Source organism: Kocuria sp. CPCC 204721 (assembly GCF_040980945.1).
GTDB classification, from domain to species: Bacteria; Actinomycetota; Actinomycetes; order Actinomycetales; family Micrococcaceae; genus Kocuria; species Kocuria marina.
On sequence record NZ_JAVKPO010000001.1, the window covers coordinates 191,278 to 216,133 of the forward strand.

General features: G+C 68.1%; 25 protein-coding genes. 13 read left to right on the forward strand and 12 right to left on the reverse strand.

Features of this window, described 5'->3' with window-relative positions; translation table 11 throughout:
• Positions 1-309 precede the first annotated feature (309 nt).
• Complete coding sequence (locus RF637_RS00895; protein WP_240505565.1) at positions 310-726, forward strand: type II secretion system F family protein; 417 nt, start codon at positions 310-312, stop codon at positions 724-726.
• Positions 727-879: 153 nt separating this feature from the next.
• On the opposite strand, the gene RF637_RS00900 is transcribed toward RF637_RS00895, so the two are convergent.
• Complete coding sequence (locus RF637_RS00900; RefSeq protein WP_368843911.1) at positions 880-2,640, reverse strand: recombinase family protein; 1,761 nt, start codon at positions 2,638-2,640, stop codon at positions 880-882.
• A 102-nt stretch (positions 2,641-2,742) separates the two neighbouring features.
• Between RF637_RS00900 and RF637_RS00905 the strand changes: the two genes are divergently transcribed.
• The gene (locus RF637_RS00905) at positions 2,743-2,979 is read left to right on the forward strand and encodes a hypothetical protein (protein WP_368843912.1); all 237 of its coding nucleotides are present in this window, start codon (positions 2,743-2,745) and stop codon (positions 2,977-2,979) included.
• Here RF637_RS00905 and RF637_RS00910 read toward each other — a convergent pair.
• The 10 genes from RF637_RS00910 to RF637_RS00955 all read right to left on the reverse strand — a co-directional run bounded on the left by RF637_RS00910 (position 2,963) and on the right by RF637_RS00955 (position 10,448).
• Positions 2,963-3,256: a hypothetical protein gene (locus tag RF637_RS00910; RefSeq protein WP_368843913.1), complete on the reverse strand. Its 294-nt coding sequence runs from the start codon at positions 3,254-3,256 to the stop codon at positions 2,963-2,965. The genes RF637_RS00905 and RF637_RS00910 overlap by 17 nt on opposite strands.
• A gap of 306 nt (positions 3,257-3,562) precedes the next feature.
• Positions 3,563-3,937 (reverse strand): hypothetical protein, encoded by a 375-nt coding sequence (locus RF637_RS00915; RefSeq protein ID WP_368843914.1) that lies wholly within the window; start codon positions 3,935-3,937, stop codon positions 3,563-3,565.
• 16 nt (positions 3,938-3,953) lie between these two features.
• A complete protein-coding gene (locus tag RF637_RS00920; RefSeq protein ID WP_368843915.1) occupies positions 3,954-4,370 on the reverse strand; it encodes a hypothetical protein in 417 nt (138 codons plus the stop codon).
• Positions 4,367-4,858: a hypothetical protein gene (locus RF637_RS00925; protein WP_368843916.1), complete on the reverse strand. Its 492-nt coding sequence runs from the start codon at positions 4,856-4,858 to the stop codon at positions 4,367-4,369. Before RF637_RS00925 ends, RF637_RS00920 begins: the two co-directional genes overlap by 4 nt.
• The gene (locus RF637_RS00930; protein ID WP_368843917.1) at positions 4,855-5,292 is read right to left on the reverse strand and encodes a hypothetical protein; all 438 of its coding nucleotides are present in this window, start codon (positions 5,290-5,292) and stop codon (positions 4,855-4,857) included. Before RF637_RS00930 ends, RF637_RS00925 begins: the two co-directional genes overlap by 4 nt.
• 302 nt (positions 5,293-5,594) lie before the next feature.
• The gene (locus tag RF637_RS00935) at positions 5,595-7,643 is read right to left on the reverse strand and encodes a bifunctional DNA primase/polymerase (protein WP_368843918.1); all 2,049 of its coding nucleotides are present in this window, start codon (positions 7,641-7,643) and stop codon (positions 5,595-5,597) included.
• Positions 7,643-7,849 carry a hypothetical protein gene (locus RF637_RS00940; protein ID WP_368843919.1) on the reverse strand — a complete coding sequence of 69 codons (207 nt, stop codon included), beginning with the start codon at positions 7,847-7,849 and terminating at the stop codon, positions 7,643-7,645. The genes RF637_RS00935 and RF637_RS00940 overlap by 1 nt, the downstream gene beginning before the upstream one ends.
• 495 nt (positions 7,850-8,344) lie before the next feature.
• Positions 8,345-8,713: a hypothetical protein gene (locus RF637_RS00945; protein WP_368843920.1), complete on the reverse strand. Its 369-nt coding sequence runs from the start codon at positions 8,711-8,713 to the stop codon at positions 8,345-8,347.
• A gap of 16 nt (positions 8,714-8,729) precedes the next feature.
• Positions 8,730-9,107 carry a hypothetical protein gene (locus tag RF637_RS00950; RefSeq protein ID WP_368843921.1) on the reverse strand — a complete coding sequence of 126 codons (378 nt, stop codon included), beginning with the start codon at positions 9,105-9,107 and terminating at the stop codon, positions 8,730-8,732.
• Positions 9,108-9,311: 204 nt separating this feature from the next.
• The gene (locus RF637_RS00955) at positions 9,312-10,448 is read right to left on the reverse strand and encodes a phage major capsid protein (RefSeq protein WP_368843922.1); all 1,137 of its coding nucleotides are present in this window, start codon (positions 10,446-10,448) and stop codon (positions 9,312-9,314) included.
• 257 nt (positions 10,449-10,705) lie between these two features.
• On the opposite strand from RF637_RS00955, the gene RF637_RS00960 reads away from it, so the two are divergent.
• The 3 genes from RF637_RS00960 (at position 10,706) to RF637_RS00970 (ending at position 11,965) form a co-directional block, all read left to right on the forward strand.
• Positions 10,706-10,810, forward strand: coding sequence for a DUF4244 domain-containing protein (locus RF637_RS00960; protein ID WP_368843923.1), 105 nt, complete (start codon positions 10,706-10,708; stop codon positions 10,808-10,810).
• Between the two features lie 374 nt (positions 10,811-11,184).
• Positions 11,185-11,544 (forward strand): TadE family type IV pilus minor pilin, encoded by a 360-nt coding sequence (locus RF637_RS00965; RefSeq protein WP_305047379.1) that lies wholly within the window; start codon positions 11,185-11,187, stop codon positions 11,542-11,544.
• Position 11,545: 1 nt separating this feature from the next.
• Positions 11,546-11,965, forward strand: a complete 420-nt coding sequence (locus tag RF637_RS00970) for an Rv3654c family TadE-like protein (protein WP_312918779.1) — start codon at positions 11,546-11,548, stop codon at positions 11,963-11,965.
• Between the two features lie 128 nt (positions 11,966-12,093).
• Here RF637_RS00970 and RF637_RS00975 read toward each other — a convergent pair whose 3' ends face one another.
• Positions 12,094-14,406, reverse strand: coding sequence for a DEAD/DEAH box helicase (locus tag RF637_RS00975; RefSeq protein WP_368844086.1), 2,313 nt, complete (start codon positions 14,404-14,406; stop codon positions 12,094-12,096).
• A 190-nt stretch (positions 14,407-14,596) separates the two neighbouring features.
• On the opposite strand from RF637_RS00975, the gene RF637_RS00980 reads away from it, so the two are divergent.
• The 8 genes from RF637_RS00980 (at position 14,597) to RF637_RS01015 (ending at position 24,856) form a co-directional block, all read left to right on the forward strand.
• Positions 14,597-15,055, forward strand: a complete 459-nt coding sequence (locus tag RF637_RS00980; RefSeq protein ID WP_082943346.1) for a pyridoxamine 5'-phosphate oxidase family protein — start codon at positions 14,597-14,599, stop codon at positions 15,053-15,055.
• Positions 15,056-15,058: 3 nt separating this feature from the next.
• Positions 15,059-16,954, forward strand: a complete 1,896-nt coding sequence (locus RF637_RS00985; protein ID WP_368843924.1) for a methyltransferase — start codon at positions 15,059-15,061, stop codon at positions 16,952-16,954.
• A 10-nt stretch (positions 16,955-16,964) separates the two neighbouring features.
• Positions 16,965-17,393, forward strand: coding sequence for a pyridoxamine 5'-phosphate oxidase family protein (locus tag RF637_RS00990; protein WP_368843925.1), 429 nt, complete (start codon positions 16,965-16,967; stop codon positions 17,391-17,393).
• Between the two features lie 155 nt (positions 17,394-17,548).
• Positions 17,549-20,452 carry a type I DNA topoisomerase gene (topA, locus tag RF637_RS00995; RefSeq protein ID WP_368843926.1) on the forward strand — a complete coding sequence of 968 codons (2,904 nt, stop codon included), beginning with the start codon at positions 17,549-17,551 and terminating at the stop codon, positions 20,450-20,452.
• A 121-nt stretch (positions 20,453-20,573) separates the two neighbouring features.
• Complete coding sequence (locus RF637_RS01000) at positions 20,574-21,554, forward strand: exopolyphosphatase (protein WP_064846647.1); 981 nt, start codon at positions 20,574-20,576, stop codon at positions 21,552-21,554.
• A complete protein-coding gene (locus RF637_RS01005) occupies positions 21,551-22,354 on the forward strand; it encodes a sugar phosphate isomerase/epimerase (protein WP_144932565.1) in 804 nt (267 codons plus the stop codon). The genes RF637_RS01000 and RF637_RS01005 overlap by 4 nt, the downstream gene beginning before the upstream one ends.
• Before the next feature lie 516 nt (positions 22,355-22,870).
• Positions 22,871-23,710: a pyrroline-5-carboxylate reductase gene (gene proC, locus RF637_RS01010; protein ID WP_064846649.1), complete on the forward strand. Its 840-nt coding sequence runs from the start codon at positions 22,871-22,873 to the stop codon at positions 23,708-23,710.
• 48 nt (positions 23,711-23,758) lie between these two features.
• Positions 23,759-24,856, forward strand: coding sequence for a YbdK family carboxylate-amine ligase (locus RF637_RS01015; RefSeq protein ID WP_368843927.1), 1,098 nt, complete (start codon positions 23,759-23,761; stop codon positions 24,854-24,856).

Genomic DNA, 24,856 nt, shown 5'->3' on the forward strand with positions numbered 1-24,856 from the left:
CGGATCCCCCGCGGACGACGACGTTCCCCGCGTGAGCTCGGGTCGTCCCGTTCGGGGTTGAATGGTGGGTTTCTTCGTCCTGGCTCAAGGGCCACGTCGACCGTTCACGGCGGATTGGCCCGGGGCAGGGACATCGGATCGACCGGGGTGAACGGGTGGTCGTCTGGGTCATCCACGACCCCGGGAACGACCGGGGATGCTCTGAGTGTGGCGACCTGGGCAATGTCGACGGACGCATCGCTGGGTCCCTCGGCCCGTGCAGCAACTGCGACGGCGGCGTCGATCCCCCCTCTACCCGCCGCGGCACTCGTGGAACTCACGGCATGCCAGCTTGAGACCGGACTGCCCCTCGCGGAGGCCGTGTCCGTCCTCGCGAACAGCTGCGCTGGAGCTGTCCACCAGCAGCTGGGCCGGGTTGCGGCCGCCCTGCGACTCGGGCTCCCGTGGGACGCGGCGTGGCCCGCGGATCAAGAACTGTCCCGGGACATGCGCGACTTCCGCGACGCTCTCGAGTTCACGGCCACCTCCGCCACGGCCTCGGCGTCCGTCCTGCGGGGTCAGGCGGACCTCGTGCGGCGAGCGCAGTACCGTCGCGCCGAACGGGCGGCCGAGGCGCTCGCCGTGAAGCTCGTGCTGCCGCTCGGCCTGTGCTTCCTGCCCGCGTTCATGTGCTGGGGTGTGGTCCCCGTGCTCATGAGTTTGCTGCCCAGGGTCTTCGGATCATGACCGGCCACGCGCGCCTGCACGGCGCTCACGCTGCGGGGAGGGGGAGGGGGCCGCCCGCAGGATGCTGCGCCCCGATCTAGACACGTATTTGCAACCTTCCACTTGTCACGAAGGCGGGTGCGCGACACCGCTGCCATCTCACCCCTCAACACATCACGAACACCCAACGAACAGGAATACCACCATGTCCACGATCACGCTTCCCGCCTGCACCACCGCGTTCGACGATCCCACGGAGATCCCCGTGGAGGATGCGACCCAGTCGATGCCGACCGCCGAGGTGCGGCCCCGCACCGCCGTCGATCCGGACGACCCGGACCTCGGGGCGTCCACGGCGGAGTACGCGGTCATCGTGCTCGCGGCCGCCTCACGGGGTACTAACTGGGTCGGTTCGGTGCCCGGGGACAACACCCCGCGTATCTCCACACGCTGGGCGAACCCCCGGTGTGACTGCACCACCTGCACGTCCAATTGGTAGGCATCCGCCAATGTAGCCATGTCCCGCGGGGTCGAGTTCTCGTCCGGTGGGCCGACCTGCCGCAGCTTCGCGGCCCAGTCCAGCTGTTGGGCGTCGATCTCGGCCTGTTCAGTCTGGGCGGTCTCGATCAGCTCCGCCAGCTCGTCTAACCGGTCCTCCAACTCAACGATCTTGCGGCGCACCGTGGCCGAGTCGGTGTCCATAGCGACCTCCACCAGCCGGTCCAACCGCTGGGTGACCTTCTCGCGCTGGGCGGTAAGCTCCCGCAACCGCTCGGGCTCGGCCTGTTGCCGCAGCGTGTCGAACCACGCGGTGACCGTCGCGGCCATCGCCTGCGGGTCCCAGATCAACGACAACAACCGTCCAAACACGTACTCCTCTAGCGGACCGGCCTGTAACTGGCTGCACGAACACGGATCAGGCGAACGTTTGCCCGAGCAGCGGTAAGCCCGTGCCCCGGTGGTTTTCAGGCTCTTACTCAGGTCTACCCCGTAGGCGTGGCGGCCACACGGCATCGTCAAATGACCACTCAGGGGATGCACGGTGGTGGTGCGGCTGGTCTGGTTCGAGCGGTCGCGACGACGCCGCACGGCTTGCCCGATCGCCTCGAACTCCGCCCGGGTCCAGGGTGGGGAGGGCAGTTGCAGTGTTAGTGGCTCGCCCGCCAGCGGCTCCCCATCCCGGTTGGTCTTGGTCGAGCGGTACCGGTTCTGGCGGGTCTGATCCCGCGGGTGGCCGTACACCAGCTGACCGGACCACATCACCGGGTTTTCCGCCACACGCCGCACGGTCGAGGACTGCCAGGTGGTGCCACCGTGAGGGGCGATACCCGCCGCGTCCAGCCGTTTGGCGATCTCATAGGAGGACACGTCATCCACTAGGTAACCGTGTTTGATGATCTCCAGGGCGCGGCGTTGGTCCGGGTCGGGTTCCAGCTTCCCGTCCCCCACACACCGCCAACCGGTCGGGGGGCGCCCACCGGGCCAGGTGTTGCGGGTCCGGATCGCCTCGCGTTTACCGTCGATAGTGCGTTCACGGGTCTGCTCCACCTCAAGTTCCGCCACCGCCGCCAGCATGGTGCGGATCATCCGACCCATCGGCGTGGATAGGTCGATGCTTTCCTTCAAGGACACGAACGTCACGCCGTGGTCAGTCAGCCGGTCGGTAAGTTCCAAGATCTGGTTCGCGGACCGGGCGCAGCGGCTGAGGCTGGGCACGACCAACACGTCCGCCTCGCCAGCCTCACAGCGTCGGATCACCTCACGCCAACCCGGGCGGTCCCTGCGCCTGCCACTGAGCCCGGCGTCCTGGATGATCTCCAGCTCCAGTCCATGCTGAGTGGCGTAGGCGGTGATCTGCTGGCGCTGCACGTCCAGGGACAGCCCGTCGTTGACCTGACCGGCCGTGCTCACTCGGATATAGCCGATAGCTCGCATAGTGACTCCTAGGTGTTCGGTTACGGGGGTCGGTGCCCGCGGTTAGGGTGATGTTGTGCCGCCGCGGGATGGGCTCGCGGGCAGGCGTAGGGAGGACCCCCAATGAGTGACATGACGATCCGTGATGATCGACCGGCCGTTCTGCGATATGGCGACTACCAATTTGTTATGACCGCCGAGGCCGCACAGGATATTGTCGACCGCCTGCGCTTCTACCTCGAGCGCCCCTCGGACCGGCTCATGCCGGATATCGAGTTTGAGGACCACCAGGGTAACTACCACCGGATCGTCCCGCAGTCGGGCCTGCTGGTAGCTGTGTCAGTTAAGAAGGGTCACTGACGTTAGTGCGGTGTCGTGCGGCTTCGATCCGCTGGCCACGCTCGATCATCCGCTTGGCCTTGGCCTGCAACGCCGGTGACAGTTGCTTGGTGATCGTACGTCGGACCGTCGCACGCTGCTTCGGGTCCTGCGCGGCCAACACAGCGCGAGCCAACTGACCCGCGTGCCGTGCGTCATGACCGGGCAGGTAACGGGCCTTGGTGGTCTTGGTCTGGTCACCGCATCCACAACGGCACAGGTTCGGGGTGGTCACGGCGGCGGTGTCGGTGGTGTTCATCGGTCCGTCCTGTCAGCTTGGCGGTGCATCGGGTTTGTTGTTCTGTACTAGCCATTGTACTATATAGCCTTGCCATGAGACAAGATGTCGATTATAATGAGCGGCTCTTCCTGGCCCTCCGTGACCCTCACGCCACCGTCGGTACCTAAGCGCCCGGGACGGTCTCCGACATCACGTCAGATACCGTCCCGGGGCTGGGTGACCCGTACCCGGGGGGAGTTAGAAGATTGAAAATCAATTGCTTCGGCCCTTCCCCGGGGAGGCTCCGGGCCTCCATCCACTGAATTTAACCCCCTACCCCTGGGGTCAGCTGGCCGTCTTCAAACCTCGGAGTTGGGCCTTCAACGCGGCCGAACCCGTCAGCGGGGTGTCCGACTTGGCCTGGTCGGCCTTCGAGCGGGTGGCCTCGACCCTCGCACGGATCAGGTTGATCTCTTCGCGGCCCGCTTCGTTCAACCCAAGGGTTTTCAGGGCGGCCACGAGGTGGGGTGCCAGGTGCAGGGCTTTGACCTTCTCCCCGTCGGATTGGTCCGGGTCGCTGATGACCGCGTCGATCTGGCGGGCGTAGGCGCGGGCCACCTCGATGGTGGCTTGGTCCTGGCCGCCCAGCCGGTCACCGGCTGCCTTCACGCTCTTGTTGACTGCTGCGAGCAGGACGCCGCGTCGTTGGGTGGTTGCCATGGGGTTCTCCTTAGGGTCAGGCCGCGACTGGTTCGCGGGTCTGGTGTTTGGTTTGGTAACGCTGTTTCATGTATTCACGGTGGCAGGCCAGGCACCGGCCGCGTGATCCGGTGTTGGCCGGGGTCTTGAGGTGTTTACCCTTGCGGCATTTCGGGACGGGCTTAGGTTTGGGTCGCTCGCAATGCCTGCAGTGGAAGGTCCCGGCATCCAGATCCAACCGCACGTTGGTGGGGTCCTCCCGCATCGGGTGGCCCGCCTTACACCGGGCGGGCAACCTAAGTAACCTTTGCTCATCGGCCGACAGCCCTAACGCCGCCTCCATGACTAACAGCGCGCTGTCTTGCCTGCTGTGGCGTTGGCGGTCGGCAAGACTGGCGGGGTGGTCACGGTCCGGCAGTGGGCGGCCGCGCCAGGCCGTGTAGTAGGTGGTCATGCCTGCTCCTCCCTGGTATTTTCCCAGGGAACCACTTCGGGGCGCTGGGCGGAAGATCGCCGGCGAGCGCGCCAAGCCGCCTGGTTTGCCCGACGGCACCGCCTGCACTCACGCCGACCATCGGGGCGTACGTACCGGGTCGCCCCGCCCTGCAGGTGGCCACGGCGGCAGCGGTCGCGCCCGTGGTGGTAGGCGCGCTGGGCGGCTAAGCGGCGCTCGCGGTGTTCCCCCGGTTGGTTCCGGCGCTCGCGCACTGTGGTGTTATACCGGTCGCGGTTCTTCTCGCGCCACCGGCGCTGGGCCTGCACGTAGCACGGCTTGCACTGCCGGGCCAGCCCCCCGCCCGGGGTGGTCTTGTGTCGGACGTTGTCCGGGTCGCTCAGGTCGTGCAGGCCACGACGACACAGGTCTGGCAGCCGGGTGGGGTCTTCGTGATGCTGGTCCGCCTCGGTGTGCCGCTGGTAGGGGGTGAGGTTCTTCGCGTTCACGGCTGGCGCTCCTGGTCCGGCTCGGTCATGCTGGCAATAAGGTCCGCCAACCATCCGGGGTGAACGGTGGCCTCAAACACGATCAACGAGCACGGCCAGTCCTGCTCCCAGGCGACCCGCCCAGACCGGGACGGCGGGCGGGACGGACCGAAGTAACCGCGGGCGGCTTGGGCCACCGTCTCACGGGCTCGGGTCATCCGGTGCCCGGGCTCGCACCACAGCACCCCGATGTGTCCTTCCCCGGGGCTGGGGTACTCCACGAACACTGACAGCGGCAGACCACCCGGGGCGTTTGCCCACAACTCCAGGTCATCCACCCGGCACAGGGTCCAGCCCCAGCCCGCCAGCTCCTGGGCGATGTGGGTGGTCAGTGTGACGGGCAGGCCAGCGCGATGCGAGACCAGGTGGTCTTGGGGGTTGTTGGTCTTAGTCATCTGGGGTGCCTCCTCGGGGCTGGTGTTGCTGGGTGATTGATTGTTTTTTTGCTTAGATAGGGGGCGGCAGAAGTCCACGTCCACCCCCTTTCAGGGGGGGGTGGACGCGTGGACTCTTCGGTGGGGTGCCCCGCGTGGACCCGCCGTGGACCTGCGCGTGGACCGTTCCCCCGCGTCACGACGGGGCGAAGCGGTAGTGGCGTGGACTTGCGTGGATTTCTGCGTGGACCTAGGGTCCGGGAATACCGCGTGGACCTGTGCGTGGACTTCTGCGTGGACTTCGTGGACCCGTTGTGAATAGTTCACAGGACCATCCCCGCGTTCTTCGTGGCAACCATCCGGCCGTGGTCCGTGACCCGGTAGACCGTGGTGCTCTGGTTGGCCCGCGTCTCCTTCTTAGAATCCGCTAGACCCTGTTGGACCAACCGCGACAGGTCCCGCCGCGAGCGCTCGATTTCGGCCTTGTCCGTCCCGCGGCCCATCGCCTCAGCCAGCTCACGGGGTGACATCCCCCGCCCATCCGAGGCCGCGAGGATGGCCAGCGGGTCGGAGTCGTGCACCACGTAAGAGTGACCGTTGGCGTGGTCGTGATGCACCCGCAGCGGGCCTACCAACGCGATCGGCTGCTTTAGGTGCACCAACTCCACCTCGATGTCACCTGCCTCGCCCCACAGCAGCAGCACCGATCCAGCACCGGAGGTCAACCAGGTCGAACCGTAGACAGCTCCCAGGTCGTTGGGCTTCGAGCCCTCGCCGTTGCCGCTCTTCTTCTGGTGGTGCAGCTCCACGACCTCGATACCGTTGGCGATCAGCAGTTGGCGGGCTCGGTTATAGGCCGCGCCAACCTCGTCTTTGGATAGCCCCACCGCCGCATCCTTCAAGCTGTCCACGATGACCGTGTCCGCGCCGTGCTCCTGAGCCATCCACAGCAGGGTCTCCGGCTTCAGGGCGAGGTCAGCGGGTGGCGGGCCTTGGTGGATGGCCAACCGCTGGGTGACGGTCTCGCGCTCGCTGGGGGTGAAGTGGCGGGCCAGTGACCGGGCGATCTGCCTCGGACGGTCCATCGCCAGATACAGGACCTTCGAGCCAGTGGGTTTCACGGGGTAGCCCAACACCTGCCCGTCGCCTAGGCCGATCCGTGCCCGGACCAGCTGGCCGGTCAGGGTGGTTTTGCCGACGCCGGGCGGCCCGACGATCATCAACGCTTCACCCTCGGCCCACAGCACGTGATCACCGGTGCCCCACACCCCACCCGTGGTGTCAGGCAGTTCGAACAGGAACGACCCCGCGTCCACAGCTTGACCGGTCTCGGTCTGGCCTTCCTGGTCGAGGACCCGCTGAGCTTCCCGGGACAGGCGCAGCTGACGGACCCGCTCCTGAAGCTCCCGTTCGTATGCCAGGCGGGTGGCCTCCTCCACCGTCCCGAGTTCGCGGGGTTGACCTGAGCCCGCGGACCAGGCCGAGGCGTAGGTGGCGTTGAAGCCCTCCCACCCGTCATCCGGGATCAACCCGTTAGCGTGACAGGCACGTTCGGCCATGGTGCGCACGTCATCCTGGGTGATTGCCGCGTCCTGTGCACTGGCGATCTGCGCCAGGGACATCACGGACTTGTTGAGCTGGTCGTTACGTCCGCCGCTGGTGGTGTTGGCAAGCCGGTCGTACTCCAGCCACAGCGCGTGCCGCTGGCCCTCGGGGTACAGAGGCAGACTCGAGGGGGTGGTGTCGTGACGCTCGGAACCCTCATTGGTCTTGCTGGGCCGGGTGGCCGCGATCAACTCACGGGAGGCCACGTGCAGGCGGCCCACGGACGGCAGGTCGGTCACCATGTCCGGGTCTGAGTCGCTGGTGTCCAGGTAGTAGAACCCCTCGCCGGTGTGTGACCCGGGGGCGACGACGTAACCGCCGTCCCCGCGTACGTCGATCCCGCTATCACCGTCGGCGCTGTTGCTGACCGGGGCGGCGTCAGGGTCGACCTGGTAGTACAGATGTACGCCGCCGGAGGGGGTGTGGACCACTGCCGGTTCGGGCAGGTCGAGTCTGGCCGTGCGGTGATGCCACGAGCGGAGACCATCGGCCTCGTGCTTGATGTCGAGGTCAACCACCATCAGGCCGGATGTCCCGGTCGCGATCCCGATGTTGGCGTCCGGATGGCTGGCCCACCACCGTTTGATCTGGTCTTGGTCGCGTGTGGCGTCCTTGAACCCGTGGCTACCCGACATCGGGTCTTTACGTCCGGGCTGCAATGGGAACACCGCATAGCCCTTGGTCGCGTAGTCCAGTGCGATTTCGACCAGCGGCACCGGGCCTTGGTCCTTGACCCGCTGGGCCTGTTCTGGTGTCAGCTTCGGCATCACCGATCACCACCGTTCAGGCGGGTGATGGCCTCGCGCAATGCAGCGTTCTCGGCCCGCAGGCGGATCAGCTCTTCACGTTCGGCGCGGCGCTTTGCGGCCGCCTCGCGGCTACGTTGGCCTATCTCAGCGCGGCGCTGCGGGTCCGCGTACTTGGTTTTGATGGCCGCGCTGATTCGCGCTTTGTGTTCTGGGGTGAGTGCCATGTCATTCACCCCCACCCGTGGTCTGGTCGGTGGTGACGGGCTGGCCGCCGAAGATGATAGCCAGCAGCCGCTGGTAGCGGTCCTGCTGATTCGCGCTGGGTGCCATCGGGCTCTCCTCTTGGGGGTGCATAGGTTGACCCCCCGTCTTTCGTGGCCATAGCCACTGAAACGAGGGTCCCCCGCACTCCCTGAGGGGCGGCTCTCCCGGCGTCTTACCGTTCGAAGGATCGCGGCGCGTCTCGCGCTGACAGGACAGAGGACCCAGATAACCAGCCTGTCGGGCGGTCCGTGGTGGCCCCGCCTGCTAATTACAACGAAATCACTTCTGTAAGACTCGTGTCAATACTCCTATTCTTGCCACTTGTCAACCCGACTTCGGATATGACAAGACCCCCTGGCGGGCTCTACGCCAGGGGGTCTTGTCCCCGATGACACCGCACGCGAGAGCGGATACAACCAGGAAAACACGGCCCTAACCGTGGGCACAATATGGGCTCAGCCCTTGATCGTGACCTCCGTGGCAAAGATGTCCACCAGCCCCGCAGGGGCGAACAACGGCGGGGACTTCACGGGCGGAAGCTTTGCCACCGAGTAAGCCCGGGTCTCGGCGGTCACCCCGTCAGTGTTCGTGAACCCCGTCGGGACGATGAACACGTCCCTCTGGTGTACCGCCGTGCCCGGGGGCAGGTAGATGATCCCAACCGACAGGTTGGTGGCCAGCGACTGGGCTGAGCTGAACTCACTGTTAGTGATGTCGTCGATCCCAGCCTCGATCTCGTACTCGGTGTAGGTGTAGATCACCTGGTTCTGACTGTTCTTGTACGACCCGGTGACCTTCTTGTACACGATCCGGGTTTTGTTCATCGCTTCCCAGAGCACCTCACACCCCCCAGCTCAGTTGGTACGGCTGCAGGGTGCGGCGCTCGTCCGCGAACAATGGCACCGAACCTGCGCGCATGTTCTGACCCTGGGTGCCCGCCTGGTAGGAGGTCACGTTGCCGCCTGGGTTCATCCGGATCCGCGCCTCGACCGCCTTCGCAACCGCCAGCATATCACCGACCTCCTCCGGTTCGTATCCGTGGCGCAGGTGTAATGTCACCCCGCGCAGTGAGGGTGCCCAGGGTTGCCCGGACTCCTTGCGGAGGATACCCGACGCGGACCAGTGCACCTGCACGGGGGTACCGTTCTCGGTCACCCCCGAGACATCCAACACGTGCTTGGACGGCAACAACAGCGACAAGGACCCGGACCCGTCCAAGATCAGGTCTTGTTCTATGACCGGTGCGACGTGCCAACCACAGAAACTACGGACGGTGGCCATCGCGGCCTCTAGCGGATCAACCGCCGTTTGACCGGTGGGAAACATTGAAGGGTAAACCATGGTATGTCCTTAGTGTTTGGACCCGGTAAGCCAGTGGGCACCGGCTGGCGAACCAACCGATGCCCACTGATCAGACCCGGATCAGGCGGAAGCCAAAGCGATCTTGACCACACCCATCGGGCGGGTCACGGCCGGGGCCAGACGCCACTCGACGCGGGTGCGCAACTGGTTGCGGGCGAAGTCGTCCGCGTGGGTAGTCGAGGCCTCGACCCGCATACCCTCCTTGTAGACCAGGTGAACCGAGCCATCCGCCAGCGCGATGCCCTGACCGGCCGGGATCTCGGTGGAGACCACCACCGGCACACCCCAGACCCGACGCTGGGCGCGGTTCACGGGGTTGTCCTGCAACTCCAGGTCACCGGCCGAAGTGCGGGCCAGCTCGATCCGCTCCCAGTCCAGCGGGTTCAGCGCGAACACCGAAGCCGGGAGACGCAGGGTCTCCAGCGCGGTGATGGCCTTGCGCAACGTGGTGATCTCGTCACCCGCGTAGCTCACGACCTGCACCCCGGAGGTGTTCAGGACACCGGTCTGGTTGGTCGAACCTGCACCCGTGTCTCCGTGCAGGATCAGGTCTTCGATGGCGGGCTGCAGACCCTCCACCAGCTCCTGATGCACCGCGTTCATCACCTCGGGGTGGTCTTCCCCGTCGAACGTGCCGTAGGGCTGGCTCAGGTGCGCGATCGTCACCAGCTGCCCCTCCACCTTCGTGAACGCGTAGCTCGACTCGGGCTTGACCGCACCGGGGCGGACGATCGCGGCGTTGTGGTTGCGCGTGGTCTGGCGCGCGTACTCGAACACCGGGCTGGTGACCGGCTTGGTCGGGATGACCTGCGACAGCCCGACCACGTCACCCTGATCCAGGCGGACCGGGGCTCCGTTGAACAGGTCCACCGGCTGGGCCTCGATCCCGAATGCCTTGGCCCGGACGACCTCGGTGAGCTTGTCCGCGGTGGGTGCGATCCCCTTGGTGTTCAGGTAGCCCACCGTCTCACCCCGAGCGTTGGTGCCCTTCGCACCGGGTCCGGCATGCAGGGTGGCTACCAGCTGGTCGCCCTGCTGCGCGCGCTCGATGCGCTCGTTCAGGGACTTGATCTCGGCGTCCTTCGCCTCGATCTGGTCGACCTCCTGCGGGGTGAACTCCCGGTTCTGGTCCTGGGCGGCCTTGGCCAGCGCGCGGACCTCGGAGATCAGGGCGTCTCGTTGCTGCTTGAGATTCATCAGTGTTACCTCGTTCGGTATTGCGACCGTGGTGGTCGCTGCCAGAACGAGTGCTTGAGTGGCTTGGGCCTTGCCGGTCCCTGCGGCCTCGCGTCCCCGGTTCGGGTGGTCCGTCCGACGCTTACCGTGTGGTCCCGGTCCTCGGTGTTGGCCGAGCACTCGACGGCCGTTGGCCGCAACACCATGAAACTACAACTTATGCCGCGTCAACAATGCCCCCGATAGCGAATGGCACCCAAGTACCTCGTGATGCAGTCGTGCTCGCGGCCGCCGCGTTCGGCGGCGTCATGGCCGCGGTGCTGTCCTCGGACTCCGTGTCGGGCATGTTGCTCGGCATCATCCAGAAGGCCCTGGCCGTCTGAACCGCGCACCCACCGGGCCCGGGCCGTGGGAGGGCCGCGTAGGACCGGCCACCCTGCGGCCCGGGCCCGGTGCCAGAACCGCATACACCCGAACCACTCCGAGCCCCCGGGCCTGCCGCGCTTCTGTTCCGGCGGACCCGTTCGTCGGAGTGGGGCCACCACCACGCCGCCCGGAACTGCCACGGTCCCCAGTTACACCGTGGTTCGAACACCGTGGAGTGCCGGTGAGCGAGCGCGTGGCCGTCGGTAGAAGGAGGACTCCCATGAGAAGGTCAAGAACCGTGCCGGCGCACGATCGCGCCGAAGCCTCACCGGGACAGCCGGAGCACCCACCACGACATCCGGATGCCGGAGCGGTCACGGTGGAAACGGCCGTGATTATGCCCGGTCTCGTCCTGCTCCTGGCCGTTCTGCTCGCGGCCGCAGCTGCCGGGATGACGACCGTGCGCTACGAGGAAGCCGCCCGGGCCTCCGCGCGCGCCGCCGCCCGGGGAGAAACCGGCGAGGTCGTGGAACGCACGGCGCGTGAGATCGCCGGGGACACCGCCGTCGTCCGGGTGAGCGTCGCGGACGACCGGGTCACGGTCGCGGTGAACGGCCCCGCCCCGGGGATCCTGGGGACGTGGAGTGATTGGCGCTTGCAGGCCACGGGCAGCGCGGCCGTGGACACCGCTCTCGGAACCACCGGGGGTCCGAGCGCCGGGCCGGGGACGCTTGATCATGCGAGGCCGTGACATGACGTCGGACGAGGTGCACGAGCGTCGCCGGACTCGAGCAGTGGGCGCGGGAGATCATCGCGACGAGGGGTCCGGCACGGTGCACGGTCTGACACTGGCCGTGATGCTCTGCTTTGTCCTCGTGGTGGTCCTGCTCGTCGGGCAGGCCGCGATCCTCACGCACCGTGCGGCCAAGGCGGCGGATTTGGCAGCACTCGCCGCGGCCGACGTCGCTCGCGGCCTGAGCCCCGGCGTCCCGTGCGATGTGGCTGCGCGGGTGGCCGCCGACAACGGGGCGCAGTTGTCCGAGTGCGCGGTGGTGGCCCCTGAGAACACGATCGTGGACGTCACCGCGGTGATCGAGTTGCCGCAACCCCTCGCGTCACTGGGCCCGGCCACCGGGGTGTCCCGGGCCGGACCGCCGCCGGGGGAGCCGTGAGCTCCGGGAACTTCACCCCCGGAGCAGCCATCAGCCCCGCAGCAGGCGCCCGCCCCGGAGTGGTCCCCCACCTCGGAGTAGTCAGCCATTGCGGGACGGCCACCCGCCGCGTGGCAGCCGCGAGCGCATCACGGCGCGAAGGACAGTACCCCGTTGAGCACTTTGAGCGCCCCCGCCTTGTCGAGTGGATTGTTGCGGTTGCCGCACTTGGGGGACTGCACGCACGAGGGGCAACCGGACTCGCATTCGCACTGCGCGATCGCGTCCCGGGTGGCGGTGATCCAGTGCCGGAACATGTCGTACCCGCGCTCAGAGAAGCCCGCACCGCCGGGGTGGCCGTCGTGCACGAAGATCGTGGGCAGTTCGGTGTCCACGTGCAGGGCGGTCGAGAGCCCGCCCACGTCCCACCGGTCACAGGAGGCCAACAGTGGCAGGAGCCCGATCATCGCGTGTTCCGCGGCGTGCAGGGAGCCGGGGATGTCCGGTTCCTCGATCCCCATCGCGGCCAGCTGACCCCCGGAGACCGTGAACCATGTGGCCGTGGTGGACAACTGGCGGGGCGGCAGATCCAGGGGTTCCTCACCCGCCACCTCGTTGGACGCCACCAGTTTGCGTTGATAGCTGACCACCTGGGTGGTCACGTCCACGGCCCCGCGGTGAATGCTCACGGGACCCCACTGCATCGAATCGCGCACGTCCCGCACGCGGACCTCGGTGATGTCCCGCGCGACCGTGTAGAAGTCCGGGAACGCGCGGCGCACCGCCGCCACGTGCAGTTCCTCGTCCAGTTCCTCCACCAGATAGGTTCGGCCCTGATGCACGTAGACCGCGCCCGGGTGGGCTTGGTAATGCGATTGCGGAGCGCCCATGGTGCCGAGCACCGAGCCGGTCTCCGAGTCGATGATCTGCACGGGACCGCCGTCCCCGGAACGGATCGACACCATGGTGGCGGGCTGTTCGGACCGGGTCCAGAACCACCCGCTCGGGCGTCGGCGCAGGTGCCCCGCGTCCGTGAGGGAGTCGACGACGTCGCGCGCGGTGGGCCCGAACAGCTCGAGTTCGTCGGGGCGCAGGGGCAGTTCTGCGGCGGCCGCGCACAGGTGCGGTGCGAGCACGTAGGGGTTGGAGGCCTCGAACACCGTGGCCTCCACGGGGACGTCGAAGATTGCCTCGGGGTGGTTGACCAAGTAGCCGTCCAGGGGATCGTCACCGGCGATCAGCGCCGCCAAGGCGTGCTGGCCCGCCCGCCCGGCGCGGCCGATCTGTTGCAGGAAGGACGCGCGGGTGCCGGGCCACCCGGCGACCAGGACGGCGTCGAGCCCCGCGATGTCGATCCCGAGCTCGAGTGCGGACGTGCTCGCGACCCCCAGCAACCGCCCGTCCCGCAACTGCTGTTCCAGCTCGCGGCGTTCCTCCGGCAGGAATCCGGAACGGTAGGCGGCCACGCGATGACCGAGCGAGGGGTCCACCTCCTCGAGCTGCCGGTGGGCCGCCTGTGCGATGGTCTCCGCGCCGCGGCGGGAACGGATGAACGCGATCGTGCGGATCTGACGCAGCACCAGGTCGGTGAGCATGTCGGAGGCCTCGGCTGTGACCGTGCGGCGACGGGGCGCGCCGTTGTCCGAACCGCCGGGCGACTGTTCCGGCTCCCACAGCACCACGGTGCGCGAACCGTGGGGCGAGGTGTCACGGGTCACCGCCGTCACGTCCTGTTCGGACGCGCCGATGAGTTTGGCGAATGACTGCTGCGGGGACGCACTCGTGGCGGACGCCCCCACGAACACGGGGGAGGCCCCATAATGCGCCGCGACCCGGACAAGTCGGCGCAACAGGACGGCCACGTGCGAACCGAACACCCCCCGATAGGAATGTGCCTCGTCCACGATCACGAACCGCAGCCGCCGGAAGAACCGAGACCAGCCGATGTGATGCGGCAGGATCCCGTGGTGGAGCATGTCCGGGTTGCACAGGATCACGTCCGCGTGCTCCCGGATCCAACGGCGCTCGCCGGGATCGGTGTCCCCGTCGTAGGTCGCCGCGCGCACGTCCGCGAAACCGAGTGCACGCAGGGACGTGAGCTGGTCCGCGGCCAGGGCCTTGGTGGGCGAGATGTAGAGGGCCGTGGCCTCGTCCGGATGGTGCAGCAGGCCGGGGCGTTCGGCCACCGCGAGTTTGCCCCGGTGCACGGCGTCGAGCACGAGGGACTGGTAGACCAGGGACTTCCCCGAAGCGGTGCCCGTGGCCACGATCGCGTGTCGCGGAGCGGTCAGCGCAGCGATCTGGTGCGCGTACGGTTCATGGATACCCAGCCGTTCATATGCGCTGACCACGTCCGGGTGCAGCCATTCGGGCCAGGGCGCGTGGGTGGGTTCGCGTTCCGGGATCTCGCGCACATGACGTACCTGCTCGGGGCGGGGTCCGCGTCCGAGCAGGTCCACCATCTCCTGCGAAGTCGTCACCGTGACATTGTGGCCCACACCGGGCGGGGACGACGCCGCCCGGCCACCAATGCGCGGGGCCCGCCACGCGTCGTCGGCTCCCTGCCTGTGCGGGGACCCGGTGCCGGAATCCGATGCGGGGACGACACCGCCACCTGGCCCACGTCCCGCACCCGCATGGAATCATGGGGGTATGAGCAACGCTGAGCACCCGCACCCCATGAACATCGCCCACGAGCACGATGACGCGTCCCAGGTCCCGCCCATCACCGAGCTGAGCGAACAGGAGAGCTGGGAGCTGCTGAAGCAGGCACGCTTCGCGCGGCTGGCGACTCGCGACGGCGACGAGATCGACATCACCCCGCTGAACATCGTGACCGACGGCGAGAAGATCTTCTTCCGCTCCGCCAAGGGCACCAAGGTCCTGCACCTGCAACTGAACCCGAACGTGACGGTCGAGATCGACCGCGCCGCCGGTTCACAAGCGCACTCCGTGGTGGTGCGCGGCACGGCCGAGATGATCACGGACACGGACCGGATCGCGTACGTGGAAGAGCTTGGTCTGCGACCGTGGTTGGAGACGGAGAAGATCGAGTTCGTGGAGATCACGCCCACGCGCATCACGGGTCGCGCCTTCCGGTTGGGTCACTGACGGGTGGTCTCTTCCTGTCCCAACGACGCCGCTCCCGGGCCCGCGTTCAGCGTGGTCCCGGATGCCCCGCGCTCCGATGACCCGGCGCTGATCGCCCGCCTCCACGACGACCTCGTGGCCGCGGGGTTCACGGTGGACGGGGTCACGGACCTCGTGGGCGAGCAGGCCATGTCCGCGTGGTCGCGGGACCAGGCGGTCCCTGCCCGTCGCGCCCTGCAACGGCGCTCGCAGGACCTCCGTTCGGTGCCGGGCGGTGCGGAAGATACTCACTCCTCACCGCGCGGCGTCGGCAACGCTGCGGATTCCGCGGGCCATGACGTCGCCGCGTTGATCACCCTCGCCGCGTTCTTCCTGCTCGGGGACCCCGTAACGGCCACATCGCTCGACGCCGCGCTGCCCTCCGTGGGCGCTTCCGGCCTACAACGGTTGGGTCTGGTCGAGGCCGGCGTTGAGCCGGCCGATGGTGCCGCCGATGCCGCCACCGAGTCGGCCGAAGGCGCCGTCGACGCCGCTGCGCGCGGGCTCGGTGAGAACTGCCCGTCCCACGCGAACCCGGACGAGAGCGCAGCGGCGGATACCCCCGCGCCCTCCGTCACAGTGCGTTCCGCGGTGGATCTGCGGCCCTACGCCACGGATTCCTCGGCCGAGCTGTACGTCGCGAGCGACCTGGGTGCGTTCCAGCGACCGGGCGTGCTGCGCCATGACCACGTGCTGGGCATCGGGGGTGCATCGCTGACCCTTGTGCAGTCCACACCGCGCCGGCCCGTGGACACCGCCCTGGATCTGGGGACCGGATGCGGGACCCAGACCTTTCACCTCTTGGCCCACGCGCGCCACGTCACGGCCACGGACATCTCCGAGCGCGCCCTGGCCACCGCGCGGTTCAACCTGATCCTCAACGCCGAGGCACTGGACGTGGACCCGTGGGACTTGCCCGCCCGGGTGAGCCTGGAACGGGGGAACCTGGTGGAGCCCGTGGCGGATCGCCGGTTCGACATGGTCGTGTCCAACCCGCCCTTCGTGATCACGCCGCGCAGCCCGGACGAACACGCCGGGGACCGCTTCACCTACCGGGACGGCGGTCTGCCGGGGGACCGGCTCGTGCGGGAATTATTGGGCGCGCTGCCCACCGTGTTGAACCCGGGGGCCACCGCGCACCTGCTCGCGAACTGGGAGATCCCGCGTGATCCGCACGAGGAGCCCTCGACCACGTGGTCCCGCGGGCCGGCGTCGTGGGTGCCGCCGGGAACCGGCGCGTGGCTCGTCCAACGTGAAGTGCAGGACCCGTGCGAGTACGCCGAGACCTGGTTGCGGGACGCGTCCCAGCAGCGTGACGTCGCCGACTACGAACGTGCCTACGCGGCCTACCTGGACGACTTCGACTCCCGGGATGTGGCCGCGGTGGGCTTCGGCATGGTGTGGTTGTACCGCCCGGGTGAGGAAACACCGGATATCGCACCGCGGATCTTCGAGACCGTCCCGCACCCGATCCAGCAACCCATCGCCCCGGCGCTCGCCGCGGAGTGGGAGCGCATGCTGCGCATGGCGCGCGACGAGGCGGACCACGGCGCTCGCGGCCCGGCAGCGGCGTCGGGCACCGATCCCGCATGGCTCGCGCGGCACTACACCGTGGCGCAGGACGTGACCGAGGAACGCCACGGCACACCCGGGGCCCCGGACCCGGCCCTGATCCTGTTGCGGCAGGGGGCGGGACTGCGTCGGAGCGTAATCCTCTCGAGCGAGGCGGCGGGCTTCGCGGGCGTATGCGACGGCGAGCTCAGCGCGGGGCAGATCCTCACGGCCCTCGGATCGCTGCTGGGGTGGCAGGACGGCCCGGCACCCCAGCTGCTGCGTGAAATCAAAGGCCTGATCACACATGGCTTCCTGACGGAGGTGTAAGACTAAACCCATGAGCGAGAACCTGAATCCCTTCCGGGTCATGGATTCCCAGCGGGTCTGGGAGTTGTTGGGCGACATGCCGTACGGCCGCCTTGCCGTCCAGGGCGCGGGCCTCGTGGACATCTTCCCGGTCAATCACGTGGTCAATCAGCGCAAGATCTATTTCCGCACGTCACAGGGCACCAAGCTGGCCAGCCTGGTGGTGAACAACCACGTGGCGTTCGAGGTGGACAAGGTCGAGGGCACCCACGTTGAATCTGCGGTGGTCCACGGCCGGGCGCGCCGGTTGGAGACCCGGGCGGAGGTGGAGGCGGCAGAACAATTGCCGCTGACCTCGTGGGCACCGAACTACAAGTTCCACTACGTGGTCCTGGAGCCGGACGACGCCACCGGACGCGAATTCACCATGGGTGAGGAACCGGATCACGACCTGTGGTGATCCAGCGTGTCGTACGCTGACGTCCCGGGCACGGAGTGAACGCGGCGCGCGGAGGAATCGAGCGCCGTCGCCCACGCCCACCGGCCGATCAGCATGAACGGCCAGCATTGAACACAGACCCGCCCCGCAACCACGGGTCATGACGAGGAGCACCTTTGGCATCCAAGGCCACCAAGAACGCCGGTACGGGCAAGAGCCTGCTGATCGTGGAGTCACCGTCCAAGGTGAAGACGATCGCGGGGTACCTGGGGGACGCCTATGAAGTGGAGTCCTCCATGGGCCACATCCGTGACCTGCCGCAGCCCTCCGAGCTGCCGACGGACATGAAGAAGGGCCCGTACGGCAAGTTCGCGGTGGACGTGGAGCACGAGTTCGACCCGTACTACGTGGTCAACCCGGACAAGAAGAAGAAGGTCACGGAGCTCAAGCGCAAGCTCAAGGACGCGGACGCCCTGTACCTGGCCACGGATGGTGATCGCGAGGGTGAGGCGATCGCGTGGCACCTGTTGCAGGTGCTCAAGCCCAAGGTCCCCGTGTACCGCTTGACGTTCCCGGAGATCACCCGGGAGGCCATCGAGCGCGGGTTCGCGCAGTTGCGGGAGATCGACCAGGACCTCGTGGACGCCCAGGAGACCCGCCGCATCCTGGACCGGCTCTACGGCTACGAGATCTCCCCTGTGCTGTGGCGCAAGGTCTCCTCGGGGCTCTCCGCCGGGCGCGTGCAGTCCGTGGCCACCCGCCTGGTGGTCCAGCGCGAACGGGAGCGGATCGCGTTCGTGCCCGCCGACTACTGGGACCTCACCGGCACCTTCTCCCGGCCCGAGGGGCAGGACACCGGGCGGGCCTTCACCGCGCGGTTGAGCTCCCTGAACGGCCGCCGCGTGGCCACCGGCAAGGACTTCACGGACCGCGGCGAGCTCAAGGCCTCCGGGCAGAACGCCCCCGCCGCGCTGGACGAGACCGTGGCCACGGCGCTCGCGGCCGGATTGCAGGACGCCGAGTTCTCGGTCCGTTCGCTCGAGACCAAGCCCTACACGCGCCGTCCCGCCGCACCGTTCACCACCTCCACGTTGCAGCAGGAGGCCGCTCGCAAGCTGCGTTTCACCTCGCGCACCACCATGCGGGTCGCGCAGCGGTTGTACGAGAACGGCTACATCACGTACATGCGTACCGACTCGGTCGCGCTGTCCGATCAGGCGGTCAACGCCGCGCGCTCGCAGGCCAAGGAGCTCTACGGCGCGGAGTTCGTCCCCGCCTCCAAGCGCGTGTACGCGTCCAAGTCCAAGAACGCGCAGGAGGCCCACGAGGCCGTGCGTCCCGCGGGGGACACCTTCCGCACCCCGTCGCAGGTGCGCTCGCAGCTGTCCGTGGACGAATTCAAGCTCTACGAGCTGATTTGGAAGCGCACCGTGGCCTCCCAGATGGAGGACGCCAAGGGCAGCACCGCGACCGTCCGCCTGGGCGCCACGGCCACCTCCGCCGCCGGTGAGCATTCCGGGGCCGACGCCGAGTTCTCGGCTTCCGGGACCGTCATCACCTTCCGGGGGTTCCTGGCCGCGTACGAGGAAGGCCGGGACGTGAACCCGGATCTCGCCCATGAGAACTCGAAGCAGTCCGAGAAGTCCGAGGACAAGCGGCTGCCCGTGATGGCCGAGGGTGACGCCCTGGACGCCTCCGAGGTCACCGCGGACGGGCACACCACCACGCCCCCCGCCCGCTACACCGAGGCCTCCCTCGTGAAGACCCTGGATGAACTGGGGATCGGGCGGCCCTCCACGTACGCCGCGACCATCTCCACGATCATGGACCGCGGTTACGTGCAGGTGCGCGGCTCGGCGTTGATCCCGTCCTGGCTCGCGTTCTCCGTGGTGCGGTTGTTGGAGGAGCATTTCTCCGACTACGTGGACTACGACTTCACGGCGGAGCTCGAGGAGGACCTGGACCGGATCGCCCGTGGCGAGGCCGAGCGGGTCAAGTGGCTCGAGGGGTTCTACTTCGGTGACACCGCCTCCGAACCAGGACTCAAGCCGCTCGTGGACGACCTCGGGGAGATCGACGCCCGCGCCGTGAACTCGATCCCCGTCACGGACGAGATCACGTTGCGCGTGGGCAAGTTCGGTCCGTACCTCGAGACCGGTGGCACGGTGGATCCGGAGACGGGGGAACTGACCGACCCGGTGCGCGCGAACGTCCCGCTGGACCTCGCCCCGGATGAGCTCACGCCCGAGAAGGCGCGGGAACTCATGGAGATCGGCAAGGCGGACGGCCGTGAGCTGGGCGTGAACCCGGACACCGGTCGGATGATTGTGGCCAAGGACGGCCGTTACGGTCCCTACGTCACGGAGGTGATCCCGGAGCCCACGCAGGAGGAACTGGACGCGATCCCCACCGAGTACTACAAGAACGGCAAGCCCAAGCCCAAGAAGGTCGAGCGGCCCAAGCCCAACACGGCATCCCTGTTCTCGTCCATGAACCTGCAGGACATCACCCTGGACGACGCCCTCAAGCTGCTGTCTCTTCCCCGGGTGCTGGGTGAGGACACCGACGGTGAGACCATCACGGTGCAGAACGGGCGTTACGGCCCGTACCTGAAGAAGGGCTCCGACTCCCGGTCGATCGGTTCCGAGGACCAGATCTTCACGATCACCCTGGACGAGGCCAAGACCATTTACGCGCAGCCCAAGCAGCGCGGTCGCCAGGCCGCCAAGCCCCCACTCGCGGATCTGGGTGCGGATCCCCTGACCGAGAAGCGCATGGTCATTAAGGAAGGCCGCTTCGGCGCGTACATCACGGACGGGGAGACCAACGTGACGGTCCCGCGTGCCGAGGCGATCGAGCAGATCACCGCGGCCCGCGCGTCCCAGTTGCTCGCCGAGAAGCGGGCGAAGGGCCCGGCGCCCGCCAAGACGACGTCGCGCTCTCGCAGCTCGGCCAAGAGCGGCACGGCCAAAAGCGGGACGGCGAAACGTTCCACGGCCAAGGGTGCGACTACCAAGAGTGGCGCGGCCAGGAAGAGCACGCGCAAGACCGCCGGCGCGGGGCGTTCCGCGAGCAAGTAGGACCGGTTCGTGCGGCGGCGTCCCGGCGGCGTCGTCCCCGCGGTCGTCCCGAAGCCCCGCGATCCGGTCCGGCCCAACGGCCCCCACCCAACGCCTCCACCCAGCGAGCGAAGGAACTCACATGCGGCTCTCCGTCCTGGACGTCGGCTCCAACACGGTGCACCTGCTCCTGCTGGACGTCTACCCGGGGTCGCGGCCGGAACCGTACGCGTCCCACAAGATGGCGCTACGGCTCGTGGACTACCAGGACGACGACGGTCGGATCACGGACGAGGGCCGGGACCTGCTCACCGGGTTTGTGGTGGAGGCGCGTGACTTTGCCGTGGAGCACCGCGCGGAGGACCTGCTCGCGTTCGCGACCTCCGCGATCCGGGAGGCCACCAACGGCAACGCCGTGCTGGACCACGTCCAGTCCACGTCCGGGGTCACGCTCACGGAACTGTCCGGGGACCAGGAGGCGGCCGTGACGTTCTCCGCGGTGCGCCGCTGGTTCGGCTGGGGCGCCGGGCGCGTCCTGGATTTCGACATCGGCGGAGGGTCCTTCGAGATGGCGATCGGCACCAACGCGTTGCCCACGGTCGCCACGTCCGTCCCGCTCGGTGCGGGTCGGCTGTACCGGGCTTATCTCGCGGGGTACGACGTCGCACCCCCGGCCCGCTTCAAGGCCTTGCGCAAGCACGTGCGCACCACGCTGCGTCCCGCCGTGGACCGGATCGCCGCCGGGGGACAACCGAATCTGGTCGCGGGCACGTCCAAGACGTTCCGCTCGCTCGCGCGGATCTGCGGGGCGGCGCCGTCGGGCCAGGGACCGTACGTGCAACGCGTCATGCACCTGGAGGACCTACGCTTGTGGACGCGGCGCATGGAGGCCATGACCGTGGCCGAACGCGCGGACCTGCCCGGTGTCTCCGAACACCGTGCCGCGCAGGTGGTGGCCGGGGCGATCGTCGCGGAGACCGCCATGGACCTGCTCAAGGTTGAGTCGCTGCGGATCTCCCCGTGGGCCCTGCGGGAAGGACTCATCCTGCGACGCATGGACCGGCTGCTGCGGGACTCCACGAGCTCGACCGTCGATCCCAAGGACCTGGTGACCAGCTCATGACCGACACACCCGTCTACCGCCCGCACGTGGCCCTGTCCACGAGTTCGCTGTACCCGCAGGGTGTCCCCGAGACGTTCGACGCCGCCCAGCGCCTGGGCTACGACAGCGTGGAAGTGCTCGTGACTCACGAGCGCATGAGTCAGCTGACCCACCAACTGCTGGACAACATCCAGAAGTACCAGCTGCCCATCTCCACGATCCACGCGCCCACGCTGCTGTTCACGCAACAGGTGTGGGGCAAGGCGTGGACCAAGATCCAGATGGCCGCCAAGCTCACGCACCAGGTGGGCGCGGAAGTCGTGGTGGCCCACCCGCCGTTCCGGTGGCAGCGCAAGTACGCGCGCAACTTCGTGGCCGGTGTGCGTGAGGTCTCCCGGATGACCGACACCAAGATCTCCGTGGAGAACATGTACCCGTGGCGCGTGGGCGGGCGTGAGGCCGTCGTCTACTCGCCGCATTACAGCCCCCTGGGTCAGGACTACGACTGGGTCACGTGGGACTTCTCCCACGCGGCCACCGCCAAGATGGATTCGCTCGCGGCCGTCAAGGAACTCGGTTCCCGGTTGGGCCACGTGCACCTCACGGACGGTTCGGGTCAGACCATGGCGGACGAGCACCTCCTGCCGGGGCGGGGCGTACAACCGGTCGCCGAGACCCTCGAGTACCTGCGTGAACAGCGCTGGCAGGGTGTGGTGGGGGTCGAAGTTTCTACACGCAAGACCAAGGACGCGGACGAGCGGGACGAGTGGCTCGCCGAAGCCCTGTCTTTCGCGCGCCGCCACATGACGGTGGAGGGCTAGCCCGTCGGACCCCGGACCCGGCGCACCGCGGCGGGCCGTTGCCGCCACCCCTTCCGCCTCACACCGCCTTGCACCGCCACCCCTTTCCTCCACCACCCGTCCATGGTGGCGCGCACATCTGCGCTGCGATACGCACGGTTTCGGCCCCGAATCCGCGCATTCTGCAGCGAGGATGTCCCGGGCCGCACCGGCGTGGGAGCGGGCTGAGGTTGCCGCTTCCGCCCGGTCACCAGGGGCGGATACACACAAGTCCCGGAACAGCCGTCTGGACACGGGATCCGTGTCTTTTCGGGCCATGAATGTTCGCAGCCGCGGGGCGCGGTGCTTCCCCGGCCCCGTATGGAGTGCTCCCCGCCGACCCCCACGGCACGGAGTCCCATCCGGCGCGCTCGCGGGGACCGTCCGCCGCGCGATACCGTTCAAGGAGAGTTCCGTGACCGCAACAACACCCCGTGAGCCCTACTGCGCGGCAACAGCACGAGAAGGCCCCCGGGCGGGTGTGAAAGGACTGATGGCATGAGCGAGCTGACCCTGGCGTTCCTGGGAACCGGTTCCATGAACGGTGCGATCCTGCGAGGGGTCCTGGCGGGCGGCACCGAGAAGGGGGCGGTGCGCGCGACGACCCGATCGGCGTCGTCGGGGGAGGAGCTGCGTGACGAGACCGGCGTGACCGTGTTCGCGGGCGAGGAGGACGCGGAGGCGAACCGCACTGCTGTGAAGGGCGCGGACGTCGTGCTGCTGGGGGTCAAGCCGTACGCGATCCTGGACCTGGCGCGCGAGATCGCACCCGCTCTGGACCCCGGGACCGTGGTGGTGTCCGTGGCCGCCGGTGTCACGCTGGACGCCCTGCAGAAGGCCCTGCCGCAGGGGCAGCCGGTAGTGCGCTCGATGCCCAATACGCCGTCGAGCGTGGGCCGTGGCGTGCTGTCCGTGACCCCGGGTGAGCACGTGTCCCGCGAGCAGCTGGACGCGGTGAAGGACGTGCTGGCCGCCGTGGGCACGGTCGTGGAGGTGCCCGAGAACCTGATCCGCGCGGTCACGGGTGTGTCCGGCTCGGGCCCCGCGTACGTGTTCTACCTGGCCGAGGCCATGCAGCACGCGGGGGAGCAGCTGGGCCTGGACCCGGAGACGGCGCGCGTGCTCGCGAAGGAGACGGTCTCCGGCGCGGGCGTCCTGCTCGCTCCCGACGACGCTGATCCCGCCGCCCTGCGCAAGGCCGTCACCAGCCCGGGCGGCACCACGGAGCAGGCGATCACCACGTTCGACGAGAAGGGCCTGCGCGAGATCATCGCGGCCGGCGCGGAGGCGTCCGCGACGAAGGGTGACCACATGGAGAAGGAATACGGCGGCGAATGACGTGAACCGCCCGGCCCACCACACGAGACCACGCAAGGCGGTAGCACCATGAGCACGTTCGGCATCGAGGAAGAGTTCCTGCTGGTGGACCGCGGGGACAACCTCCCCGCACGGCCCACGCCGGAACAGTCGGCGCAACTGACGTCGCTGACCGCTGGCGGCGGTGCGGCCACCCCGGAATGGCTCTCGTGTCAGGTCGAGGAGACCTCCCCGGTGTTCCGCGACGCCGCCACGGCAGTGGACTCGCTCGTGGAGTTCCGCACGGCGCTGCGCGAGGCCACGAACGCCATGGGCATGGACGTGGTGGGCGTCGCCGCAGCCCCGGACGTGCGGCCCGAACCCGCGCAGATCACCCACGACGCCCGCTACCAGCGACTTGCCGGCCAGACCCCGGCCATCGCGGCGGACCAGTACATCAGCGGGATGCACGTGCACCTGGGGTTCCCGGACCTGGAGGTCGCGGTGCGCGCCCTGAACGGGCTGCGGGGCTGGTTGCCCGTGCTCGTGGCCATCGGTGCGAACTCGCCCGTGTGGCGGGGCGTGGAATCCGGGTTCGAGAGCTGGCGTTCCATCCACTATCGCCGCTGGATGACCAACGGCGTGCCGCCCCACTTCCAGGACCTGCACGACTACGACTCACGCGTGGCCATGCTCACCGCGTTCGACGCCGTGGAGAGCCCCGCGAGTCTCAGCTGGCTCGCCCGGTTGTCCCACCGCCACGACACCCTGGAGATCCGCGCGTGCGACGTCCAGTTGGAGGCCCAGGACTCGGTGGCCATCGCGGTGCTCACGCGCGCCCTCGCGAACTACGCGCTCGAGACACCGCCCGCGGTCGCGTTCACCCAGGAGTACCTGGACATCGCACTGTGGCAGTCCGCCCGGTGGGGGCTGAGCGGCCGGCTCCTGGATCCCGTCACGGCCACCCTGGTCCCAGCCGAGGAACTCGTGAGCACCCTGCTGGAACGGGTGAGCGGGCACTACACCTCGCAGGAGGACCGCCGCTTCGCCGAGGCGGGGGTGCACCATATCCTCGAGCGCGGTAATGGGGCGAGCCGTCAGCGCCGGGCGTTCGGCCGCGCCGGCGTCCCCGGGATCATGGCGCTCGCCACGCGGGCCATGACGGCCGCGCCGTCGGATGCTGAGTAA